Source organism: Burkholderia sp. HI2500 (assembly GCF_002223055.1).
In the GTDB taxonomy this organism is placed as follows: domain Bacteria; phylum Pseudomonadota; class Gammaproteobacteria; order Burkholderiales; family Burkholderiaceae; genus Burkholderia.
This window is the reverse complement of sequence record NZ_NKFL01000006.1, coordinates 2,813,181-2,832,266: the sequence shown is the minus strand read 5'-3', so window position 1 is coordinate 2,832,266 and position 19,086 is coordinate 2,813,181. Positions and strand designations below refer to the sequence as shown.

Sequence of the window (19,086 nt, the reverse complement as noted above, 5' to 3'; positions counted from 1 at the left end):
TAACGATGATCGACCAAGCAGGACTGCAAGTCGCGCCAGCGCTGAGCCAGTTCATTGAAAACGAAGCGCTGCCGGGCACCGGCATCGACAAGGCCGCGTTCTGGAGCGGTTTCTCGGCCCTGGTGCACGACCTGGCGCCGCGTAACCGCGAGCTGCTCGCGGAACGCGACCGCCTGCAGCAGGAACTCGACACCTGGCACCGTGCGCACCCCGGCCCCGTGCGCGACCACGCCGCGTATCGCGCGTTCCTCGAACAGATCGGCTACCTCGTGCCGGTCCCGTCGAACGTCGCGGCAGCCACCGCGAACGTCGACAGCGAGATCGCCACGCAGGCCGGCCCGCAGCTCGTCGTGCCGCTGTCGAACGCACGCTATGCGCTGAACGCCGCGAACGCCCGCTGGGGCAGCCTGTACGACGCGCTGTACGGCACCGATGCGCTGCCTGAAGACGGCGGCGCCGAACGCACCACGGCCTACAACCCGACGCGCGGCCAGCGCGTGATCGACTACGCGCGCAACGTGCTCGACAACGCGGCGCCGCTCGCGAGCGGCTCGCATCGCGACGCGCTGCGCTATCGCGTGCAGGACGGCCAGCTCGCCGTCGAAACCGCGAAGGGCGTCGTGGGCCTCGCGCAGCCGGCGCAGTTCGTCGGCTACCAGGGCGCCGCCGACGCGCCGTCCGCGATCCTGCTGAAGCACAACGGCCTGCACCTCGAGATCCAGATCGACGCGTCGACGCCGATCGGCCGTGCCGATCTCGCGCACGTGAAGGACGTCGTGCTCGAAGCCGCGGTCAGCACGATCATCGACTGCGAGGATTCGGTCGCGGCGGTGGACGCGGAAGACAAGGTCCAGCTCTACCGCAACTGGCTCGGCCTGATGCAGGGCACGCTGGTCGAGGAAGTCGCGAAGGGCGGCAAGACCTTCACGCGCCGCCTGAACGCCGATCGCGAGTACACCACGCCCGCCGGCGGCACGCTGTCGCTGCACGGCCGCTCGCTGCTGTTCGTGCGCAACGTCGGCCACCTGATGACCAACGGCGCGGTGCTCGACCGCGCCGGCAACGAGATTCCGGAAGGGATCCTCGACGGCGTCGTCACGGTGCTGTGCTCGCTGCACGACCTGAAGGCGAAGCGCAACTCGCGCACCGGCTCGATCTACATCGTGAAGCCGAAGATGCACGGCCCGGTCGAAGTCGCGTTCGCCGATACGCTGTTCGCGCGCATCGAGGATCTGTACAACCTGCCGCGCAACACGCTGAAGATGGGCATCATGGACGAGGAGCGCCGCACCAGCGTGAACCTCGCCGCATGTATCGCCGCGGCCGCCGCACGCGTGGCGTTCATCAACACCGGCTTCCTCGATCGCACCGGCGACGAGATGCACACCGCGATGGAAGCGGGCCCGATGATCCGCAAGGGAGACATGAAGTCGTCGGCGTGGATCCAGTCGTACGAGCGCAACAACGTGCTCGCCGGGCTGTCGGCCGGCCTGCGCGGCCGCGCGCAGATCGGCAAGGGCATGTGGGCGATGCCGGACCTGATGCACGCGATGCTCGAGCAGAAGATCGCGCATCCGCGCGCCGGCGCGAACACCGCATGGGTGCCGTCGCCGACCGCCGCGACGCTCCACGCGCTGCACTACCACCTCGTCGACGTGCAGGCCGTCCAGCAGGAACTCGAGAAGACGCCGTACGCAAGCGAACGCGACGCGCTGCTCGAAGGCCTGCTGACCGTGCCGGTCGTCGAACGCGCCGCGTGGAGCGAGGCCGAGATCCTGAGCGAAGTCGAGAACAACGCGCAGGGCATCCTGGGCTACGTCGTGCGCTGGGTCGAACAGGGCGTCGGCTGCTCGAAGGTGCCCGACATCCATGACGTCGGCCTGATGGAAGACCGTGCGACGCTGCGCATCTCGAGCCAGCACATCGCGAACTGGCTGCGCCACGGCGTGATCACCGAGGCGTTCGTGCTCGACGTGTTCAAGCGGATGGCACGCGTCGTCGACCAGCAGAACGCCGGCGACCCGAACTATCGCCCGATGGCGCCCGGCTACGACCAGTCGACCGCGTTCAAGGCCGCGTGCGCGCTCGCGCTGCAGGGCACGTCGCAGCCGAGCGGCTATACCGAGCCGCTGCTGCACCGGTTCCGCCTCGCGTTCAAGGCGCAACAGCACGGCGGTTAAGCGTAGGCGTGCTTCACGAAACGGGCGGCCGCCACGGCCGCCCGTTTTTCATTTTCGCGTTCGCCCGGCCGTTGAAACGAATAATCGGCACATATCGCATGCCTTCATTTTTCGCCTGCGTGTGTCGCTCACCGGATGGAAACGGCGGCGACATGCCGCAAAGCCTTGCGCTGAAACGCGCTGCCCGATATTCACCAGCCCGGGAATTCACTGAAATTTGATCCGGATCAATGGCCCCCAAGATTTTCCGCGCACGCGGACGCGCGCGTTATACTCCGTTGAATTCGCGTTACCCGATTCGTCGGATCGTTGAATCGGCGCAGATGTCACCAGTGAATGCTTGATTTACCGGTATATCTGGCCGCGATTACCGATAATCGGCGTCCATTTTCCCCGCCGGCCGGCAGGAAGGCGTCGGAATGGTCGCGTAACGGATCGCCGCCGACACGTCATACGAACAATCGCATCGGCCCGCCTCCCGGCGGCAATGCCCACCGATCCACCGACCATGGCAGAAACCGACTACGCAATGCCCAGCGAATCCGGCCTGACGAGCCGTGTCGCCGTTCATCTGCGCCGGTTCCTGCTGCCCCACCTGATCTTCTATACCGGGCTGCTGATCGCGCTGGTCCTGCTGCTCCTGTGCGGGATCGTGCTGTACGAAGGCCGCATCGATGCACGCGAACGCTCGATCGCGATGCAGCAGAACCTGGCGCTGATGGCGTCGTGGGACATCGAGCGCAATATCGAGATCTATTCGCTGTCGCTGCAGGCCGTCGTCGAGGGGGAGAACGACCCCGAGGTCGTCAAGCTGCCGATGCCGCTGCGCCGCCAGGTGCTGTTCGACCGTGCGACGACCGCCAAGTACCTCGGCGGGATCTACGTGCTCGACGCGAAGGGCGACATCGAGGTCGACGGCAAGAGCGACGTGCCGCGCAAGGCCAACTTCAGCAACGAGCCGTACTTCGTCGTGCACCGCGATCACCCCGACGCCGGCCTGTACGTCAGCCCGCCGTATCACTCGCGGATGCGCGGCGGCTCGCCGAGCATCGCGCTCAGCCGGCGGATCACGAAGCCCGACGGCACGTTCGGCGGCGTCGCCGTGATGTCGATCCGGCTCGAATATTTCCAGAACCTGTTCTCGCGCCTGTCGCTGGGCGATCGCGGCTCGATCGCGCTGATCAACACGGACGGCAGGATGCTCGCGCGCGAGCCGTACGACCCGAAGATCGTCGGCCGCGACATCAGCCACGCCAGCACGTTCCGGCGGTTCATGACCGCCAATGAAGGCAGCTTCGCCGACACCGCGTCGATCGACGGCGTGCGGCGCCTGTACGTGTTCCGGCACCTCGAGAACCTGCCGCTCATCATCATGGTCGCGCGCTCGGAAGCCGATACCTACGCCGCGTGGTACGACCGTGCGATTCCGATCGGCTCCGCGATGGTCGCGCTCGCGATCGGCTTCGTCGGCCTGTCGCTGCTGCTGGACGTGCAGCTGCGCAAGCGCCATCGCGCGGAAACCGAACTGCAGGCGCTCGCGCGCACCGACGGCCTCACGGGCCTCGACAACCGCCGGATGCTCGACGTCACGCTCGCGCGCGAATGGCGCCGTGCCGCGCGCTCGCAGCACGCGCTGTCGCTGCTGTTCATCGACGTCGATTACTTCAAGCGCTACAACGACACGCAAGGGCACCAGGCCGGCGACGACGCGCTTGCCGCGGTCGGCCACTGCATCGCCGGTTGCCTGCGCCGCCCGGCCGATTACGCGGCGCGCTACGGCGGCGAGGAATTCGTCGTGGTGCTGCCCGACATCGACACGGACGGCGCGATGACGATCGCCGAGACGATCCGCACCGGCATCCTCGATCTCGGCATCCGGCACGACGCCGGTACCGCCGGCCGCCTGACGGTGAGCATCGGCGTGACGACCAGCTATCCGGAACACGACGACGACATGCAGGGCGCGCTGAAGCTGGCCGACGACGCGCTGTATCGCGCGAAGGAAGGCGGGCGCAACCGCATCGTCGTGCACCCGGCCGCTTCCGGCGGCGTCGCGGCGCGGCAGGCCTGAACGGCCGGACTCGCCCCGCCGCCGAGCGATGGCCGAGCAAGGGCCGGGCGGCCGCCGGGCCGCCGTCGCCGCCCGTGCGCAAAATCGCCGACAATGTCGCCTCGACATGCCGCCGCACGGCTGACGCACCCGGCCGGCCCGCGCGGGTGCACGTCCGCTTCGCACCACCATGAGACTCAAGGCAAAGATCTTCCTTCTGGCCATCGTGCCGTTCCTGCTCGCGATCGCCGGCATCGGCTTCGGCGTGCGCCAGCAGGCGACGTCCCTCGCGCGCACGCAGCACGCGACGATCCAGGCCGCGTACCTGTCGAGCAAGGAAGTCGAGCTGAAGCACTACGTCGAGCTGGCGACGAGCGCGATCATGCCGCTCTACGACGCGAGCGGCCGCAACGCGCGCGACGACGCGCTGCTGCGCACGCAGGCGCTCGCGATGCTGCAGAAGATGGATTTCGGCCCCGACGGCTATTTCTTCGTGTACGACCTGCATGGCAATTCGCTGATGCATCCGCGCGAGCCGGAGCGCGTCGGCCATAACTACTGGTCGATGCGCGACCCGCAGGGCGCGCTGACGATCCAGAAGCTGATCGGTGCGGCGTCGAGCGGCGGCGGCTACGTGCGCTACGCATGGCAACGGCCGTCGACGGGCCGCGTCGCGCCGAAGCTCGGCTACGTCGTCGCGCTCGAGCGCTGGGGCTGGATGGTCGGCACCGGCATCTATCTCGATGACGTCGACACCGCGCTGCAGCGCATCGACGCACGCGCGTCCGCGAACATCGAGCGCACGATGAGCTGGCTGACCGCGATCGCGCTCACCGGCGCGGCCGCGATCGTCGTGTGCGCGCTGGTGCTGAACGTCAGCGAGTCGCGCAGCGCCGACGCGAAGCTCAAGCTGCTCGCGCAGCGTGTCGTCGAATCGCAGGAGCAGGAGCGGGCGCGGCTGTCGCGCGAGCTGCATGACGGGATCAGCCAGATGATGGTGTCCGCGAAGCTGATGCTCGAATCCGCGCTCGCCCGCTTCGAACGCGGCACGGCCCGCCTGCCCGAAGCCGAGCAGGCGCTGGCATCGGGCGTCGGACGGCTCGGCGACACGCTGCGCGAAGTGCGGCGCATCTCGCATGCGTTGCGTCCGTCCATGCTCGACGACCTCGGCCTCGCGGCCGCGCTCGAGCAACTGGTGCGCGAGCTCGGCGCCGAAAGCGGCATCGACATCGGCTATACGCAGGTCGCGCACAGCGGCGCCCGGCCGCTGCCCGAAGCCGTCAACACCGCGCTGTTCCGGATCGCCCAGGAAGCGCTCAGCAACATCGTGCATCATGCGCGGGCATCGCGCGCGGCCGTCACGCTCGACGTCGGCGCGCAATCCGTCATGCTGACCATCGCCGACAACGGCTGCGGCTTCGACGCCGAACGCTCGCAGGCCGACGCGCGCCGCGGCATCGGCCTGCGCAACATGCGCGAGCGCCTCGACGCGCTCGGCGGCATGCTGACGATCACGTCGCAGGTCGGCCACACGATCGTCGCCGCGCGCGTGCCGCTGCCCGGCGCCGCGTCATGACGCGCCCCATCACAGGAGACTTTCACGCATGAGCGCCCCCGACACTGCCCGGCCCGTCGCCCGACTGCTGCTCGTCGACGATCACCCGCTCGTGCGCGACGGCTTGCGGATGCGGCTCGAAGCGGCCGACCTGTCCGTGGTCGGCGAAGCCGGCAACGCCGACGAGGCGCTCGCGCTTGCCGCGTCGCTCGAACCCGATCTCGCGCTGATGGACGTCGGCATGAACGGGATGAACGGCATCACGCTCGCGGGCGTGTTCCACGAGCGCTTTCCGGGCATCCGCGTGCTGATGCTGTCGATGCACGACAACATCGAATACGTGACGCAGGCCGTGCGTGCCGGCGCGAGCGGCTACCTGCTGAAGGATTCGCCCGCGAGCGAGATCGTGCGTGCGATCGGCGCGGTGCTGGCCGGCCAGACGTTCTTCAGCGAGGGGCTCGCCGCGCGGATGATCCACGCGAGCGCGACCGCGTCGCCGCTCGACCGGTTGACGCCGCGCGAACGCGACATCCTCGACGCGCTGGCGGAAGGGCTGTCGAGCAAGCAGATCGCGCAGCAGACGGGGCTGTCGGTGCGCACGGTCGAGACGCACCGGCTCAATCTGAAGCGCAAGCTGGAAATCGAAGGGCAGGCCGAGCTGATCAAGTTCGCGGTCGAGCATCGGCGGAGGTAGGGCCATTCAGCTGACGCCTCGATCCGCTGCGACAGGCTCGATCTGCCGGCACGCCACATCACTCCGGCTGTGACGACGTCACGCACGCCGCCGCGCGTCCCGTCTGCTTCTCCGTTTCACGCCGCACCATCAGCATCGCCGCAACCACAATACTGAGGATCCCGGAACACCAAACCGCGATCGAAAACCCGTGCGCCATCGCGTCCCGATACGCACCGAGCAGCGTCGGCCGCCCTGCCGCAAACACATGCTCCATCACCGCCTGCCGCGCAAGCGTATCCGCCTGTGCGCTACCCGCCGCCTGCATCGCGGCCGTCATCCGGTGTAATGCACCGATACTCATCATGCTGCCGAGCACCGCGATGCCCATGCTCATCCCCGTCTGGCGCAACGCGTTCATCGTCGCCGACGCCATGCCCGCGCGTTCGGCCGGCGCCAGTTCCATCACGGTCATGCCGGTCGCGGGCACCGCGAGCCCCATGCCGACGCCGAGCACCGCCAGCGCGACACCGACCGGCCCATATGGCGTGCCCGCACCGAAGCCGGCCATGACCGCGAGCATCGCGCCGATCAGGCCGTACCCGGCCACCATCAGCGCATGCAACGGAATACGCGCCGCGATGCGCCCGAACAGCATCGACGTGATCGCCGTCATCACGAACTGCGGCATCAGTTGCCAGCCGGCCTCGGCAGGCGTGCGCCCCTGCGCCTGCTGCAGGAACAGCGACAGGAAGAACAGGCTGCTGTACCCCGAGAACCCGAGCACGAACGACGCGAGATTGGCGCGCACCAGCCGCCGGTCGCGAAACAGCCAGACCGGCAGCAGCGGCCGCTCGACACGCGTCTCGACTCGCACGAACACGACGAACGCCACCGCGGCGCCCGCCAGCGGCGCGAGCACTTTCGCATGCCACGCGCCGGCTTCGCCGATGCCGATCAGCCCGTACGTGAGCAACCCGAGCCAGATCACGCTCAGTGCCTGGCCGAGCGGATCGAACGCCGCGTGCTGCGGATGCCGGCGCTCCGGAATGCCCCATGCGCCGAGCAGCACGGTCACGATGCCGATCGGCACGTTGACGAGGAAGATGTTCTGCCATCCGCCATGCTCGACGAGCAGGCCGCCCACCAGCGGCCCGAGGATCAGCGCGAGCGCACTAAACGCGGACCACCCGCCGATCGCGCGGGCACGCTCGCGCGCATCGGGAAACGCATGCGTGAGGATCGGCATCGCGCCCGGTATCAGCAACGCACCGGCAAGCCCCTGGATCGCGCGCCCGATCAGCAGCGGCTCGATGCTGCCCGCGCATGCGCAGACCACCGATCCCACCGTGAACAGGACGACGCTGGCGAGCCAAATACGCTTGTGCCCGTAGCGATCGCCGAGCGGCCCGGCCGACAGCATGAACGCGGACAGCGCCAGCGCATACGCGTTGACGACCCACTGGAGGCCGCCGATATCGGTATCGAGCGCCGTCTGCAGCGTCGGCAACGCGACGTTGACGATGCTGATGTCGAGCGTGGCGAGAAAGGTGCCGAGACAGGCGGCCAGGACGAGTGCGGCGCGACGGTAGCGAGGCATGGTGGTCAGCCCTTGACGGGCATCGAGATGAGAATGATTCTCATCATATATATCGACCGACCGTCGGTCAATGGATTGCGTTGGCCGTGAGCAGGACGCTGGCCTAAACTGCGGGCTTTGCATGAACGGGCGTCGAGCCGCGCGATGACGGACAGGACCAAGGCAGGACTCAGGACAGTGAAACACGACACGCCGGCAGGCAAGCCGCGCACGAAGCCGGCGGAAGTGCGCCTCGAGGAACTGATGGCGGCGGCCGAGACGCTGTTCCTCGCGCAGGGCGTGGAAGCGACGACCATCAGCGAGATCGTCGAGCACGCGCAGGTCGCGAAGGGCACGTTCTATCACTACTTCGAATCGAAGTCCGACATGCTCGCCGCGCTCGCGCAGCGCTACACGGCGTCGTTCCTCGACCGTTTGCAGCACGCGGTGGACGCGTGCGACGCCGACGACTGGCTCGCGCGCCTGCGCGCGTGGATCCGCGCCAACATCGAAACCTACGCGGCGACCTACCGCACGCACGACATCGTCTACACGAACCACCATCACCACGATCGCGCGAATGCCGACAAGAACGCGATCCTCGACCAGCTCGGCGCGATTCTCGACGGCGGCGCGCGGGCCGGCACCTGGCGGCTCGTGCACCCGCAGGTCACCGCGCTGCTGATCTATGCGGGCGTGCATGGTGCGACCGATCACATCATCGCGGCGCCGGAAGCGGATCGTGCCGCGTTCGTCGATGCGGTGGTCGACGATTGCCTGCGGATGCTCGGCGTCGGCGCGTAACGCGCCGCCAGCGCACAGCCATGAAAAAGGGCGCCCGAGGGCGCCCTTCGTGCATCCGGAATCCGGATCGCTCAGCGGCCGTCAGTTCGTCCGCGAATTGTGCTTCTGCAGATATGCGATCAGGCCATCGATGCCGCCCGATGCGAGCTGGCTCTTGAACTGGCCCTGGTAGACCTGGATCAGCCACGCGCCCGACATGTCGATGTCGTAGATCTTCCAGTCGTTGCCGACCTTGCCGAGACGATAGCCGACCGACTGGCTGTCGCCCGGCGTCGTGACCGTCGACTGGACGAGCGCATCGGCGCCCGACGCACCGCCCGCCTTGAACGAGAACTTCGCGTCCTGGCTGCCGAGCTGCGCGAGCGACGCGGCGTAGGTGCGCGTCATCAGCAGCCTGAACTGCTTGTACAGCTCCTGCTGCTGTTGCGGCGTGGCCTGCTTCCACGCGTCACCGACCGCGATGCGGGTCGTGCGCTCGAAGTTGGTCGCGGGCAGGAAGCGCTGCTCGACGACTGCGGAGACCTTCGCCATGTCACCGCCGCGTGCGGCCGGATCGGCCTTCATCGCGTTGACGGTACCCTCGACCGCGTTGCGGACGATATCGACCGGCGCGCTCTGCGCGAAAGCGGAAACCGACACGGCGGCCGCCGCGACGAAAGCAAACAGATGACGTTTCATACGAATATCGCTCGATGAGAAAAAACGACCGATTCATTGCACCGGTCGACGGAGCAAAGTATACCGGGCCCGACGCCTCGGTGCGCCGCCGTGACCGACTGTTACCTTTCAGATCCTTTGTCACAGGCTCGCGGCGGCGCGTCGAAGCAGCGCGGCGCCGTTTATGTAAATATCCCCTTACAAACCGGCCGGCCACCGGCATCGATTCCGCCGTCGCGAACAAATCTCCTTCCGTTCTCGTAACCCCCAACGTCACGACCGCCGCCACGCTGCGCCGGTATACTTGGCTACTTTGCCCTTTCCAGCCGCTCCCCACCGCCACATGGTGACATCTCTCATCGTCCGACTCGTTGCATGGTCGGTACGCCGGCCCGTCTGGGTCGTCGTGCTGTCGCTCGTCATCGCCGCGCTCAGCGGCGTCTATGTCGCGCAGCATTTCAAGATCAACACCGACATCAGCAAGCTCGTCGATGCGGAACCGCAATTTGCCGCGCTCGGCCACGCCGTCGACACAGCGTTCCCGCAACGCAACGGCACGATCCTCGCGGTCGTCGAGGCGCCCGCGCCGGAATTCGCGAATGCCGCCGCGCAGGCGCTGACCGACGCGCTGCAGAAGGATGCCGCCGCCGGCCGCATCGGCCAGGTCGCCGAGCCCGGCGGCGGGCCGTTCTTCGAGCACAACGGGCTGCTGTTCCTGTCGCCGCAGGAAGTCACCGATACGACCGCGCAGCTCGCGAGCGCGCGCCCGCTCGTCAACGAACTCGCGAAGAACCCGAGCCTGACCGGGCTCGCCACGACGCTCTCCACCACGCTCGGCCAGCCGCTGCTGACCGGCCAGGTGAAGCTGCCGACGATGGCGAAGCTGCTCGCCCGCAGCGCCGCGACGGTCGACGACGTGCTGGCCGGCAAGCCGGCCGCGTTCTCGTGGCGCGCGCTGGTCGACAACGATGCCGCGCGGCAGCCCGCGCGCGCGTTCGTCACCGTGCAGCCCGTGGTCAACTACGGCGCGCTGAAGGCCGGCGCGGAAACCAGCCAGGTGATCCGCGACGCGGCCCGTTCGATCGACCTCGAGAAGCGCTACGGCGCGGTCGTGCGCCTGACCGGCGAACAGCCGCTCGCCGACGACGAATTCGCGTCGGTCGAGGACGGCGCGGCGCTCAACGGCGTCTTCACGCTGCTCGCCGTGCTCGTGATCCTGTGGCTCGCGCTGCGCTCGAAGCGGATGATCGGCTCGGTGCTCGTCACGCTGTTCGTCGGCCTCGTCGTGACCGCCGCGCTCGGCCTCGCGATGGTCGGCTCGCTGAACATGATCTCGGTCGCGTTCATGGTGCTGTTCGTCGGCCTCGGCGTCGATTTCTCGATCCAGTACGGCGTGAAGTACCGCGAGGAGCGCTTCCGCGATCCGCGCATCGACCACGCGCTGATCGGCGCCGCGCACTCGATGGGCATGCCGCTCGCGCTGGCCACCGCGGCCGTCGCGGCGAGCTTCTTCTCGTTCATCCCCACCGCCTATCGCGGCGTGTCCGACCTCGGCCTGATCGCGGGCGTCGGGATGTTCGTCGCGCTGCTCACCACGATCACGCTGCTGCCCGCGCTGCTGCGCCTGTTCGCGCCGCCGGGCGAATCGAAGACGCCGGGCTTCCCGTGGCTCGCGCCGGTCGACGATTACCTCGACCGCCATCGCAAGCCGATCCTGATCGGCACGCTCGTGGTCGTGATCGGCGCGCTGCCGCTGCTCGCGTTCCTGCGCTTCGACTTCAACCCGCTGCACCTGAAGGACCCGAACAGCGAATCGATGGCGACGCTGCTCGCCCTGAAGGATTCGCCGGAAGCCGCCGTCAACGACGTCACGCTGCTCGCGCCGTCGCTCGCGCAGGCCGATGCGGCCGCGAAGCGCCTCGACGCGCTGCCCGAAGTCGGCCGCACGACCACGCTGTCGACCTTCATCCCCGCCGACCAGCCGGCCAAGCGCGCGGCGATCGCCGCGGCCGCGAGCGACCTGCTGCCCGCGCTGACGCAGCCGCCCGCGCCGCCCGCGACCGACGCGCAGCGCGTCGCCGCGCTCAAGCGCGTGTCGGACCTGCTGAGCTACGCGGCCGAAGATCACCCGGGCCCGGGCGCGGCCGCCGCGCAGCACCTGTCGGCGTCGCTCGCGAAGCTCGCCGCCGCGGATGCCGCGACGCGCGACCGCGCCGAACGCGCGTTCTCCGATACGCTGCGCATCGCGCTCAACCAGCTCGCGTCGCTGCTGCAGCCGCAGGACGTCACGCGCGAATCGCTGCCGCCGCAGCTCGTGCGTGACTGGGTCGCGCCGGACGGCCATGCGCTCGTGCAGATCTCGCCGAAGGTGCCGAAGGGCGTCGACCCGGGCGACGACACGATGCTGCGCCGCTTCGCGAAGGCTGTGAAAGCCGCGGAACCCGGCACGACCGGCGGGCCGATCTCGATCCTGCATTCGGCCGACACGATCATCAACGCGTTCCTGCATGCGGCGCTGTGGTCGATCATCTCGATCACGGTCCTGCTGTGGGTCACGCTGCGCCGCTTCGGCGACGTGCTGCGCACGCTGGTGCCGCTGCTCGTGTCGGGCGTCGTGACGCTCGAGCTGTGCGTCGTGCTCGGCATGTCGCTCAACTTCGCGAACATCATCGCGCTGCCGCTGATGCTCGGCGTCGGCGTCGCGTTCAAGGTGTATTTCGTGATGGCGTGGCGCGCGGGGCAAACCGGGTTGCTGCACTCGAGCCTCACGCATGCCGTCCTGTTCAGCGCCGCGACGACGGCGACCGCATTCGGCAGCCTGTGGCTGTCGCACCACCCGGGCACGTCGAGCATGGGCAAGCTGCTCGCGCTGGCCCTGACCTGCACGCTGATAGGCGCCGTGGTGTTCCAGCCCGTCCTGATGGGCAAACCGCGCGTCAAACGCGCCAAGAACCAATCGCAAGGAATCAATGAATAAGGTGCGAATCATTGCGGCGACCGTTGCCGCCAGCGCGGCGCTGACCGGCTGCGCGACGGGACCGAACCGCAACCCCAACGACCCGCTCGAGCCGATGAACCGGGCGATGTACAAGTTCAACGACACCGTCGACACGAACATCGCCCAGCCGATCGCGAAGGGGTACCAGAAGGTCACGCCGACGCCCGTGCGCACCGCGATCAGCAACTTCTTCTCGAACCTCGGCGATCTCGGCAACATGGCCAACAACCTGCTGCAGTTGCGCATCACCGATGCGACGCAGGATCTGATGCGCGTGGCGATGAACTCGCTGTTCGGCGTCGCCGGCCTGATCGACATCGCGACACCGGCCGGGTTGCCGAAGCACCACCAGGATTTCGGGCTGACGATGGCGCGCTGGGGCATGCCGTCCGGCCCGTATCTCGTGCTGCCCGTGTTCGGGCCGAGCACGATCCGCGACGGCGTCGGCCGCGCGGTGGACGTGCGCTTCAACCTGCTGAACTACATCGAGCCGGCCGCGCGCAACCCGATGTACATCGCGCAGTTCATCAGCGCGCGTTCGGACCTGCTCGGCGCGACCGACCTGCTGAAGCAGGCCGCGCTCGATCCGTATTCGTTCGTGCGCGACGCGTATCTGCAGCAGCGCAAGTCGCTGACATATCGCAGCCAGTCGTCGTCGGCCACGGTGCCGACCTACAACGAACCGGGTGAATCGGGCGCCGTGCCGGCCGGAACGCCTGCCGTGCCGGGGTTGCCGAACTACGAGGATCCGGGCGATGCGGGCGGCGCATCGGGCGCCACGCCGAACAACGCACCGGCCGCGCCGGGACTGCCGCAGTACGACGATCCGGGTGCGGACAACGCGATGCCGGCGAGTGCGCCTGCTGCTGCTTCGGCCGCTGCGCCGGCTGCGGCATCGGCCATCGCCCCGGCTGCGGCATCGGCGGCCGCACCAGCGACGCCTGCGAGCGCTCCGGCCGTGCAGCAGTAACGCTGCAACGACCGTCGCCGCAAAGACAAAGAGCGCTGCAGTTCAGATGCAGCGCTCTTTTTTTGTCCGCGAGAAACGGAAAACGGGAGAGAAGGGCGAGACAGGCGGCGCGTGCCGCTCAGGCGATCCGCATCGCACCGGCACGCTCGAACGCGTGCCGCGCCTGGATCAGCGTCGTGCGCGCCGCGCGCGCATCGCTCGCGACCTGCAGCAGCGGGCCGAGCTGCGACGGCTGCTTCAGCAGTTCACGCAGGATCGGCAGGATCGCCGTGCTGCCGTCGTCGCGCAGGCCGGCCGTCGCCGCGCGCGGCAACGTGCGCCACGCCGGATCGACGATCGCGCGGCACACCGCGAACGGTACGCCGCGCGCCGCCGCGAAAGCCGCCGCGATATGCGACTCCATGTCGACGGCGAGCGCGTCCTTCGCGCGATGCAGCGACGTCTTGTCCTGCTCGCTGATGACCGGTGCGCCGACGGCCGCGATCGTGCCGCGCGTGACGCGCGCCCAGACGGGCGTGTCGTGCAGCGCGGCGACGAGCCGTGCGCTCCAGCCCGCGTCGGTCTCGACACGGCCGAACGGCCCGTCGATCGCGCTCGCGACCACGAGCGCGCCGGGCGCCAGGTCGGGTGCGAGCCCGCCCGCCGTGCCGAAGCTCACGATGCCTGCGCAACCGCGTGCGGTCGCCTCGGTCAGCGCGCGTTCGAGGCGGTCGGCCCGTGCGGCAAAGACGGCTTCGACGCCGTCGCCGCGTGCGATGCGCGCCTCGAACGCCATCCCCGTCACGGCGATGACGGGCAACGAGCCGGTGGATTGCGGCGCCACGCGTTACAGCCCGACCGTCACGCGCGTGGTGTTGTCGCGCTTCAGGTTGCGATAGCGGGCAAGCGCCCACAGCGGGAAGAACTTGCGATAGCCGTGGTAGCGCAGGTAGAACACGCGCGGGAAGCCCGTCGCCGTGAAGCGCGTCTCGTCCCACAAGCCTTCTTCGTTCTGCTCGGCGATCAGGTAGTCGATGCCACGCGCCACCGCCGGGTTGTTCACCTCGCCGGCCGCCATCAGGCCAAGCAGCGCCCACGCGGTTTGCGACGCGGTGCTCGGCGCCTGCTCGAAACCGCGATAGTTCAGCTTGTAGCTGTCGCCGTCCTCGCCCCAGCCGCCGTCCTTGTTCTGGATCGACAGCAGCCACTGCGCGCCGCGCTTCATGCGCGGATCGTCCGGCGTCAGGCCGGCCGCGTTCAGCGAGCACAGTGCCGTCCACGTGCCGTACACGTAGTTCATCCCCCAGCGGCCATACCAGCTGCCGTCCGGTTCCTGTTCCTTGAGCATGTAGTCGAGTGCGCGACGCGCCGGCTCGCTGTTCAGCGGCGTCTCGCCGAGCTGCGACAGCATCGACAGGCAGCGGCCCGACACGTCGGCCGTCGGCGGATCGAGCAGCGCGCCGTGATCCGAGAACGGGATGTTGTTCAGGTAGTACTGCGTGTTTTCCGGTTCGAACGCGCCCCAGCCGCCGTCGCTGCTCTGCATCCCGACGACCCACTCGCGCGCACGCGCGATCGAATCGCGATACGCGTCGTTCTGCTTGAGCTGCTGCGCGCGCTCCATCGCCACCGCGACCACCGCCGTATCGTCGACGTCCGGGTAGTGCGCGTTCGCGTACTGGAACGCCCAGCCGCCGGGCCGCACGTGCGGGCGGCGCGAGATCCAGTCGCCGCGCACGTCGAGGATCTGCAGCGGGCGCAGCCATTCGAGGCCGCGGATCGCGGCATCCTCGGCACGCGCGTCGCGCGTTTCGAGCAGCGCATGCGCGGCGAGCGACGTGTCCCACACCGGCGACAGGCACGGCTGGCAATACGCTTCATCGTCGTGCACGACGAGCAGCCTCTCGATCGACTTGCGCGCAATCGCGCGGTTCGGGTGATCTTCCGCGTAGCCAAGCGCGTCGTACATCATCACCGAGTTGGCCATCGCCGGATAGATCGCGCCGAGGCCGTCCTCGCCGTTCAGGCGCTCGTCGACGAACGACACGGCCTGGCGGATCGCGCGTTCGCGCGTGTAGTTCGGGAACAACCCGTCGACCGCGCGCAACGCATGGTCAACGACGCGGAAGAACGCGAACCAGCCGGGGCTCTGGTGGCCCTGGCGCGGCAGCAGCCCGGCGTTGACGGGCGGATCGATGAACAGTTCGTCGATGCGCACGCCGCGCGGGTTCTTCGCGAGCGGGCGCTTCGCGTTCAGCACGAGCAGCGGCACGATCACCGTGCGCGCCCAGTACGACACCTTCGACAGATGGAACGGGAACCACTGCGGCAGCAGCATGATCTCGACCGGCATCATCGGCACCGCGCGCCACGGAATCGCGCCGTACAGCGCGAGCTGGATGCGCGTGAACACGTTCGACATCTCGGCGCCGCCCATCGCGTGGATGGCACGGCGCGCACGTTGCATGTGCTCGGCGTTCTCGTCGTCGCCGATCACCTTCAGCGCGAAATACGCCTTCACGCTCGCGCTGATGTTCGGCGCGCCGTCGGTGAACAGCGGCCAGCCGCCGTCGGCCTGCTGGATGCGGCGCAGATACTTGCCGATCTTCTGTTCGAGCTCGAGGTTCGGCGTCTCGCCGAGATAGTGGACGAGCAGCACGTATTCGGCGGGAATCGTCGAATCGGCTTCGAGTTCGTAGACCCAGTGGCCATCCGCGTTCTGCGCGGCCAGCAGCGCGTCGGTCGCACGCGCGACGGCCGTATCGACGCCGGCCGGCACGGCGCCGGCGGACAGGGTAGCCATTTCGGTGAGATCGTTCATCGGTCCCTCTTTTACTTACTGTGTCTGGAGCACGTCCGCGGCCAGCTGGCCGGAGCGGATCGCACCCTCGATCGTGGCGGGCAAGCCGGTGGCAATCCAGTCGCCCGCCAGCACAAGATTGGTCCAGCGCGTACGCACGGCCGGACGCTTCATTTCCTGCGACGGCACCGCCGCAAAGCCCGCGCGCGGCTCGACGACGAGCTGCCACGCGGGGATGGTTTCCGGGTTCGCGCCGGTCACGCGCGCGACGTCTTCCCAGATGCGCCGCGCGAGCGTGTCGCGCGGCGTGTCGAGCCAGCGGCCCGCGTCGCGGATCGTCGCCGCGAGCTGGCCGCCGCCGGTGCGCACCGTATCGACTACACCGTTGATCACGGACGTCTGCAGCGGGTTGCCGGCCGGCGCTTCAGCCGCGAAATACGCGGTCACGACCGCGCTGAACGTGTCGGGCGCGGTGAGTTCGGGCACGAGCGGCTGCGCGACCTCGGGCGGCACGGCCAGCACGACGGCGTCGCCCGGCGCGAGATCGATCCGCTCGCCGCCGACCGAAACCGCATCGACCGCGTTGCCGTGCGCGCCGAATTCGAACGCGTCGAGCCGCGAGTTCAGCCGGATCTGCGCGCCGCCGTGCTGCAGCATCCGCAGCGCCGGTTCGACGAATGCGCTGCCGAGGCCGTGGCGCGCGACGAGTGGACGGCAAGCGGGGCCGCCCGCGGAAAACGTGCTGCACAGCGCCGCGCGTGCGAGTTCGGCACTCGCGTGGCGCGGCTCGACGTTCAGCACACCGAGGAAATACGGCCGCAGCCAACGTTCCCACAACATGCCATCGCATCGCATCGTCTGTGCGAGTGAGCGGCCCATCCGCGCGAACGCGAGCGGGGCGAGCGCGAGGTAGTCGAGCGGCGTCGTGTCCGGCGCGCGCGACGCGGCATCGAACAGCCACGACGGCCAGCGCCCGCTGCCGAAGCGCAGCGTCCAGCGCTGCTGCGACGCGACGTCGACGACCGGGAATTCAGGCAGCGCGGGCCCCGTGAGCTGGTCGGCCGCGCCGATCGCGCGCAGGTAGCGCTGCGTCGCGGGCTGTCCCGCGAACACCGTGTGCAGCCCGCTGTCGAGCGTCGTGTTCAGCGTTCCGTCGAACCACGAGCGGCAGCGGCCGCCTGCGTGCGCGTGCGCGTCGTGCAGCACGATGCGCCGACCGCGGCGTTGCAGCTCGACCGCGGCCGACAGGCCGGCAACGCCGGCGCCGATCACGTGGACGGTCCTGGGCATCGACTCGGTCGGCTCAGAACAGCGCGTAGCGCGCGGCGATCATCAGCATGCGCGCTTTCGGCTTGCGCAGCGGCGCGCGCGGGAAGGCAAAGCCGCGTGCGATCGCGGCTTCGAGAATGCAGCGATACGCGCCCGACATGATGCGCGGCGCCTTCACCTGCGCACGCGCGCAGGTGTCCATCACTGCGTCAGCCTGGCGGAAGTGCTCGAGCGCGCGCTCGACGAGCGTCGCGCACACGCGCGGCAGCGCCGGATCGCGCACGATCGTCGCCGGGTCGGTGATCGCGATGCCTTCGCGCGCAAGCAGCTCGCGCGGCAGGTAGCAACGGTTGATCGCCGCATCGTCGTCGATGTCGCGCAGGATGTTCGTCAGTTGCAGCGCGCGGCCGAGATGATGCGACAGCTTGATCCCTTCGGCTTCCGGCATCCCGAAAATCCTCACCGACAGCCGGCCGGCCGCACTCGCCACGCGATCGCAGAAGAGGTCGAGCGTCGGTTCGTCGGGCGCGCAGATGTCTTCGACCGCATCCATCGCCATCCCGTCGATCATCGCGTGGAAGTCGTCGCGCTGCAGGTTGAATGCGCGGATCTCGCGGTCGAGCGCAGCCAGGTGGCGCGGCGGGCGGCCGGCGAAGCACGCGTCGATGTCCGCGCGCCAGCGATCGAGGCCCGCGTGGCGCTCGGCGCGCGGCAGGTCGCTGTCGGCGATGTCGTCGACCGCGCGGCAAAACGCGTAGACCTGGAACATCGCATCGCGCTGCACGGCCGGCAGGATGCGCATCGCAAGATAGAAAGAACTGCCCGATGTGACGGCAGCGGCGTCGGTTTCTTGTTCGTCCACGACGGAATGGGAAACGGCCAAGACGAGCTCCACGGAGACACCCACGCGGGGCGATTGAAGAAGCCATGCCCGGCTGGGATGGTCAGGGTGTCAAATGCGTGCGAGATATGCGAACGATCGACACAGACAGGCACAAATTACCGGCCGGAAGCCGGAATTGGGCGAAAGTATAGCAATCTTTGAAGTTCGATGGCGGACACGCGCCACGTGCGGCGGCATGCCGGAAGCCGTTGGCCGGCAAGCGCGGCCGGCCCGGGCGGGCCCCGCGGGCGCCGGCGCCGGCGGCGCGTCAGCCGTAAACGATGTCGCGTTGCAGGTCGAGCGCAATGAGCCCCATTTCGCGGGTGAGTTGCAGCATCGAGCGGCGTTCGAGGCGCGAGCCCATGAAGCTCGTCACGCGGCCGTCGGGCTCCGCGGTGAACTGGAATGTCGCACCGCCCGTGCCGAACCACGCGCCCGGCACATCGGGCGATTCCTGCCAGTCGATCTGCGCGAACACGCGCGCGATGCCCGCGCGCACGAGGTCGCCCGGGCCGATCGGCGGCGCGATGTCGCCGAGGTCGTCGAGCGAATAGGGGCCAGGCTTGTCCGGCCTCCGGTAGAAAAGATAGTCGACGTTCATGGGGCGCAATCGCAAGTAAAGCAACAAATTAGCGTGCTTCGCGATAAATTCAAATCAGATACGAACGAAATGTGGCCTGTACGAGACA

15 protein-coding genes are annotated in these 19,086 nt (G+C 68.5%); 7 read left to right on the top strand and 8 right to left on the bottom strand.

Going from position 1 to position 19,086, the window contains the following annotated elements; translation table 11 throughout:
• Positions 1–5: 5 nt before the first annotated feature.
• Positions 6–2,180: a malate synthase G gene (locus CFB45_RS30515; RefSeq protein WP_089428738.1), complete on the top strand. Its 2,175-nt coding sequence runs from the start codon at positions 6–8 to the stop codon at positions 2,178–2,180.
• A gap of 13 nt (positions 2,181–2,193) precedes the next feature.
• Here CFB45_RS30515 and CFB45_RS38690 read toward each other — a convergent pair whose 3' ends face one another.
• Positions 2,194–2,421, bottom strand: coding sequence for a hypothetical protein (locus tag CFB45_RS38690; protein WP_144025244.1), 228 nt, complete (start codon positions 2,419–2,421; stop codon positions 2,194–2,196).
• A 267-nt stretch (positions 2,422–2,688) separates the two neighbouring features.
• On the opposite strand from CFB45_RS38690, the gene CFB45_RS30510 reads away from it, so the two are divergent.
• The 3 genes from CFB45_RS30510 (at position 2,689) to CFB45_RS30500 (ending at position 6,479) form a co-directional block, all read left to right on the top strand.
• The gene (locus CFB45_RS30510; protein ID WP_089428737.1) at positions 2,689–4,251 is read left to right on the top strand and encodes a sensor domain-containing diguanylate cyclase; all 1,563 of its coding nucleotides are present in this window, start codon (positions 2,689–2,691) and stop codon (positions 4,249–4,251) included.
• A gap of 169 nt (positions 4,252–4,420) precedes the next feature.
• Positions 4,421–5,806: a cache domain-containing protein gene (locus tag CFB45_RS30505; RefSeq protein WP_089428736.1), complete on the top strand. Its 1,386-nt coding sequence runs from the start codon at positions 4,421–4,423 to the stop codon at positions 5,804–5,806.
• Between the two features lie 28 nt (positions 5,807–5,834).
• Positions 5,835–6,479: a response regulator gene (locus CFB45_RS30500; protein ID WP_043186307.1), complete on the top strand. Its 645-nt coding sequence runs from the start codon at positions 5,835–5,837 to the stop codon at positions 6,477–6,479.
• A gap of 58 nt (positions 6,480–6,537) precedes the next feature.
• Here the strand turns inward: CFB45_RS30500 and CFB45_RS30495 are convergent, their stop codons facing one another.
• Positions 6,538–8,058: an MFS transporter gene (locus CFB45_RS30495; RefSeq protein ID WP_089428735.1), complete on the bottom strand. Its 1,521-nt coding sequence runs from the start codon at positions 8,056–8,058 to the stop codon at positions 6,538–6,540.
• A gap of 144 nt (positions 8,059–8,202) precedes the next feature.
• On the opposite strand from CFB45_RS30495, the gene CFB45_RS30490 reads away from it, so the two are divergent.
• On the top strand, positions 8,203–8,841 hold the full coding sequence (locus tag CFB45_RS30490) for a TetR/AcrR family transcriptional regulator (RefSeq protein ID WP_089428734.1): 639 nt from the start codon (positions 8,203–8,205) through the stop codon (positions 8,839–8,841).
• Positions 8,842–8,922: 81 nt separating this feature from the next.
• Here CFB45_RS30490 and CFB45_RS30485 read toward each other — a convergent pair whose 3' ends face one another.
• Positions 8,923–9,519 carry an MlaC/ttg2D family ABC transporter substrate-binding protein gene (locus CFB45_RS30485; protein WP_089428733.1) on the bottom strand — a complete coding sequence of 199 codons (597 nt, stop codon included), beginning with the start codon at positions 9,517–9,519 and terminating at the stop codon, positions 8,923–8,925.
• A gap of 322 nt (positions 9,520–9,841) precedes the next feature.
• Between CFB45_RS30485 and CFB45_RS30480 the strand changes: the two genes are divergently transcribed.
• Together CFB45_RS30480 and CFB45_RS30475 are read left to right on the top strand one after the other, a co-directional pair.
• Positions 9,842–12,475, top strand: coding sequence for an MMPL family transporter (locus tag CFB45_RS30480; RefSeq protein ID WP_089428732.1), 2,634 nt, complete (start codon positions 9,842–9,844; stop codon positions 12,473–12,475).
• Positions 12,468–13,466, top strand: coding sequence for an MlaA family lipoprotein (locus CFB45_RS30475; RefSeq protein ID WP_089428731.1), 999 nt, complete (start codon positions 12,468–12,470; stop codon positions 13,464–13,466). The genes CFB45_RS30480 and CFB45_RS30475 overlap by 8 nt, the downstream gene beginning before the upstream one ends.
• 118 nt (positions 13,467–13,584) lie before the next feature.
• On the opposite strand, the gene CFB45_RS30470 is transcribed toward CFB45_RS30475, so the two are convergent.
• The 5 genes from CFB45_RS30470 to CFB45_RS30445 form a co-directional block, all read right to left on the bottom strand.
• Positions 13,585–14,241 carry a phosphorylase gene (locus tag CFB45_RS30470; protein ID WP_241022391.1) on the bottom strand — a complete coding sequence of 219 codons (657 nt, stop codon included), beginning with the start codon at positions 14,239–14,241 and terminating at the stop codon, positions 13,585–13,587.
• A gap of 51 nt (positions 14,242–14,292) precedes the next feature.
• On the bottom strand, positions 14,293–16,266 hold the full coding sequence (shc, locus tag CFB45_RS30465) for a squalene--hopene cyclase (protein ID WP_089428729.1): 1,974 nt from the start codon (positions 16,264–16,266) through the stop codon (positions 14,293–14,295).
• A 15-nt stretch (positions 16,267–16,281) separates the two neighbouring features.
• Positions 16,282–17,535 (bottom strand): hydroxysqualene dehydroxylase HpnE, encoded by a 1,254-nt coding sequence (hpnE, locus tag CFB45_RS30460; RefSeq protein ID WP_089428728.1) that lies wholly within the window; start codon positions 17,533–17,535, stop codon positions 16,282–16,284.
• A 13-nt stretch (positions 17,536–17,548) separates the two neighbouring features.
• Positions 17,549–18,397, bottom strand: coding sequence for a presqualene diphosphate synthase HpnD (hpnD, locus tag CFB45_RS30455; protein WP_089428727.1), 849 nt, complete (start codon positions 18,395–18,397; stop codon positions 17,549–17,551).
• 268 nt (positions 18,398–18,665) lie between these two features.
• Positions 18,666–18,998, bottom strand: coding sequence for a hypothetical protein (locus tag CFB45_RS30445; protein ID WP_046548815.1), 333 nt, complete (start codon positions 18,996–18,998; stop codon positions 18,666–18,668).
• Positions 18,999–19,086 lie beyond the last annotated feature (88 nt).

Coding starts and splice junctions, on each gene's coding strand:
- CFB45_RS30480 (WP_089428732.1), top strand. CDS start 9,842: ATGGTGACATCTCTCATCGTCCGACTCGTTGCATGGTCGGTACGCCGG.
- CFB45_RS30515 (WP_089428738.1), top strand. CDS start 6: ATGATCGACCAAGCAGGACTGCAAGTCGCGCCAGCGCTGAGCCAGTTC.
- CFB45_RS30470 (WP_241022391.1), bottom strand. CDS start 14,241: ATGGCGTTCGAGGCGCGCATCGCACGCGGCGACGGCGTCGAAGCCGTC.
- CFB45_RS30510 (WP_089428737.1), top strand. CDS start 2,689: ATGGCAGAAACCGACTACGCAATGCCCAGCGAATCCGGCCTGACGAGC.
- shc (WP_089428729.1), bottom strand. CDS start 16,266: ATGAACGATCTCACCGAAATGGCTACCCTGTCCGCCGGCGCCGTGCCG.
- CFB45_RS30485 (WP_089428733.1), bottom strand. CDS start 9,519: ATGAAACGTCATCTGTTTGCTTTCGTCGCGGCGGCCGCCGTGTCGGTT.
- CFB45_RS30475 (WP_089428731.1), top strand. CDS start 12,468: ATGAATAAGGTGCGAATCATTGCGGCGACCGTTGCCGCCAGCGCGGCG.
- CFB45_RS30445 (WP_046548815.1), bottom strand. CDS start 18,998: ATGAACGTCGACTATCTTTTCTACCGGAGGCCGGACAAGCCTGGCCCC.
- hpnE (WP_089428728.1), bottom strand. CDS start 17,535: ATGCCCAGGACCGTCCACGTGATCGGCGCCGGCGTTGCCGGCCTGTCG.
- CFB45_RS30505 (WP_089428736.1), top strand. CDS start 4,421: ATGAGACTCAAGGCAAAGATCTTCCTTCTGGCCATCGTGCCGTTCCTG.
- CFB45_RS30495 (WP_089428735.1), bottom strand. CDS start 8,058: ATGCCTCGCTACCGTCGCGCCGCACTCGTCCTGGCCGCCTGTCTCGGC.
- CFB45_RS30490 (WP_089428734.1), top strand. CDS start 8,203: ATGACGGACAGGACCAAGGCAGGACTCAGGACAGTGAAACACGACACG.
- CFB45_RS30500 (WP_043186307.1), top strand. CDS start 5,835: ATGAGCGCCCCCGACACTGCCCGGCCCGTCGCCCGACTGCTGCTCGTC.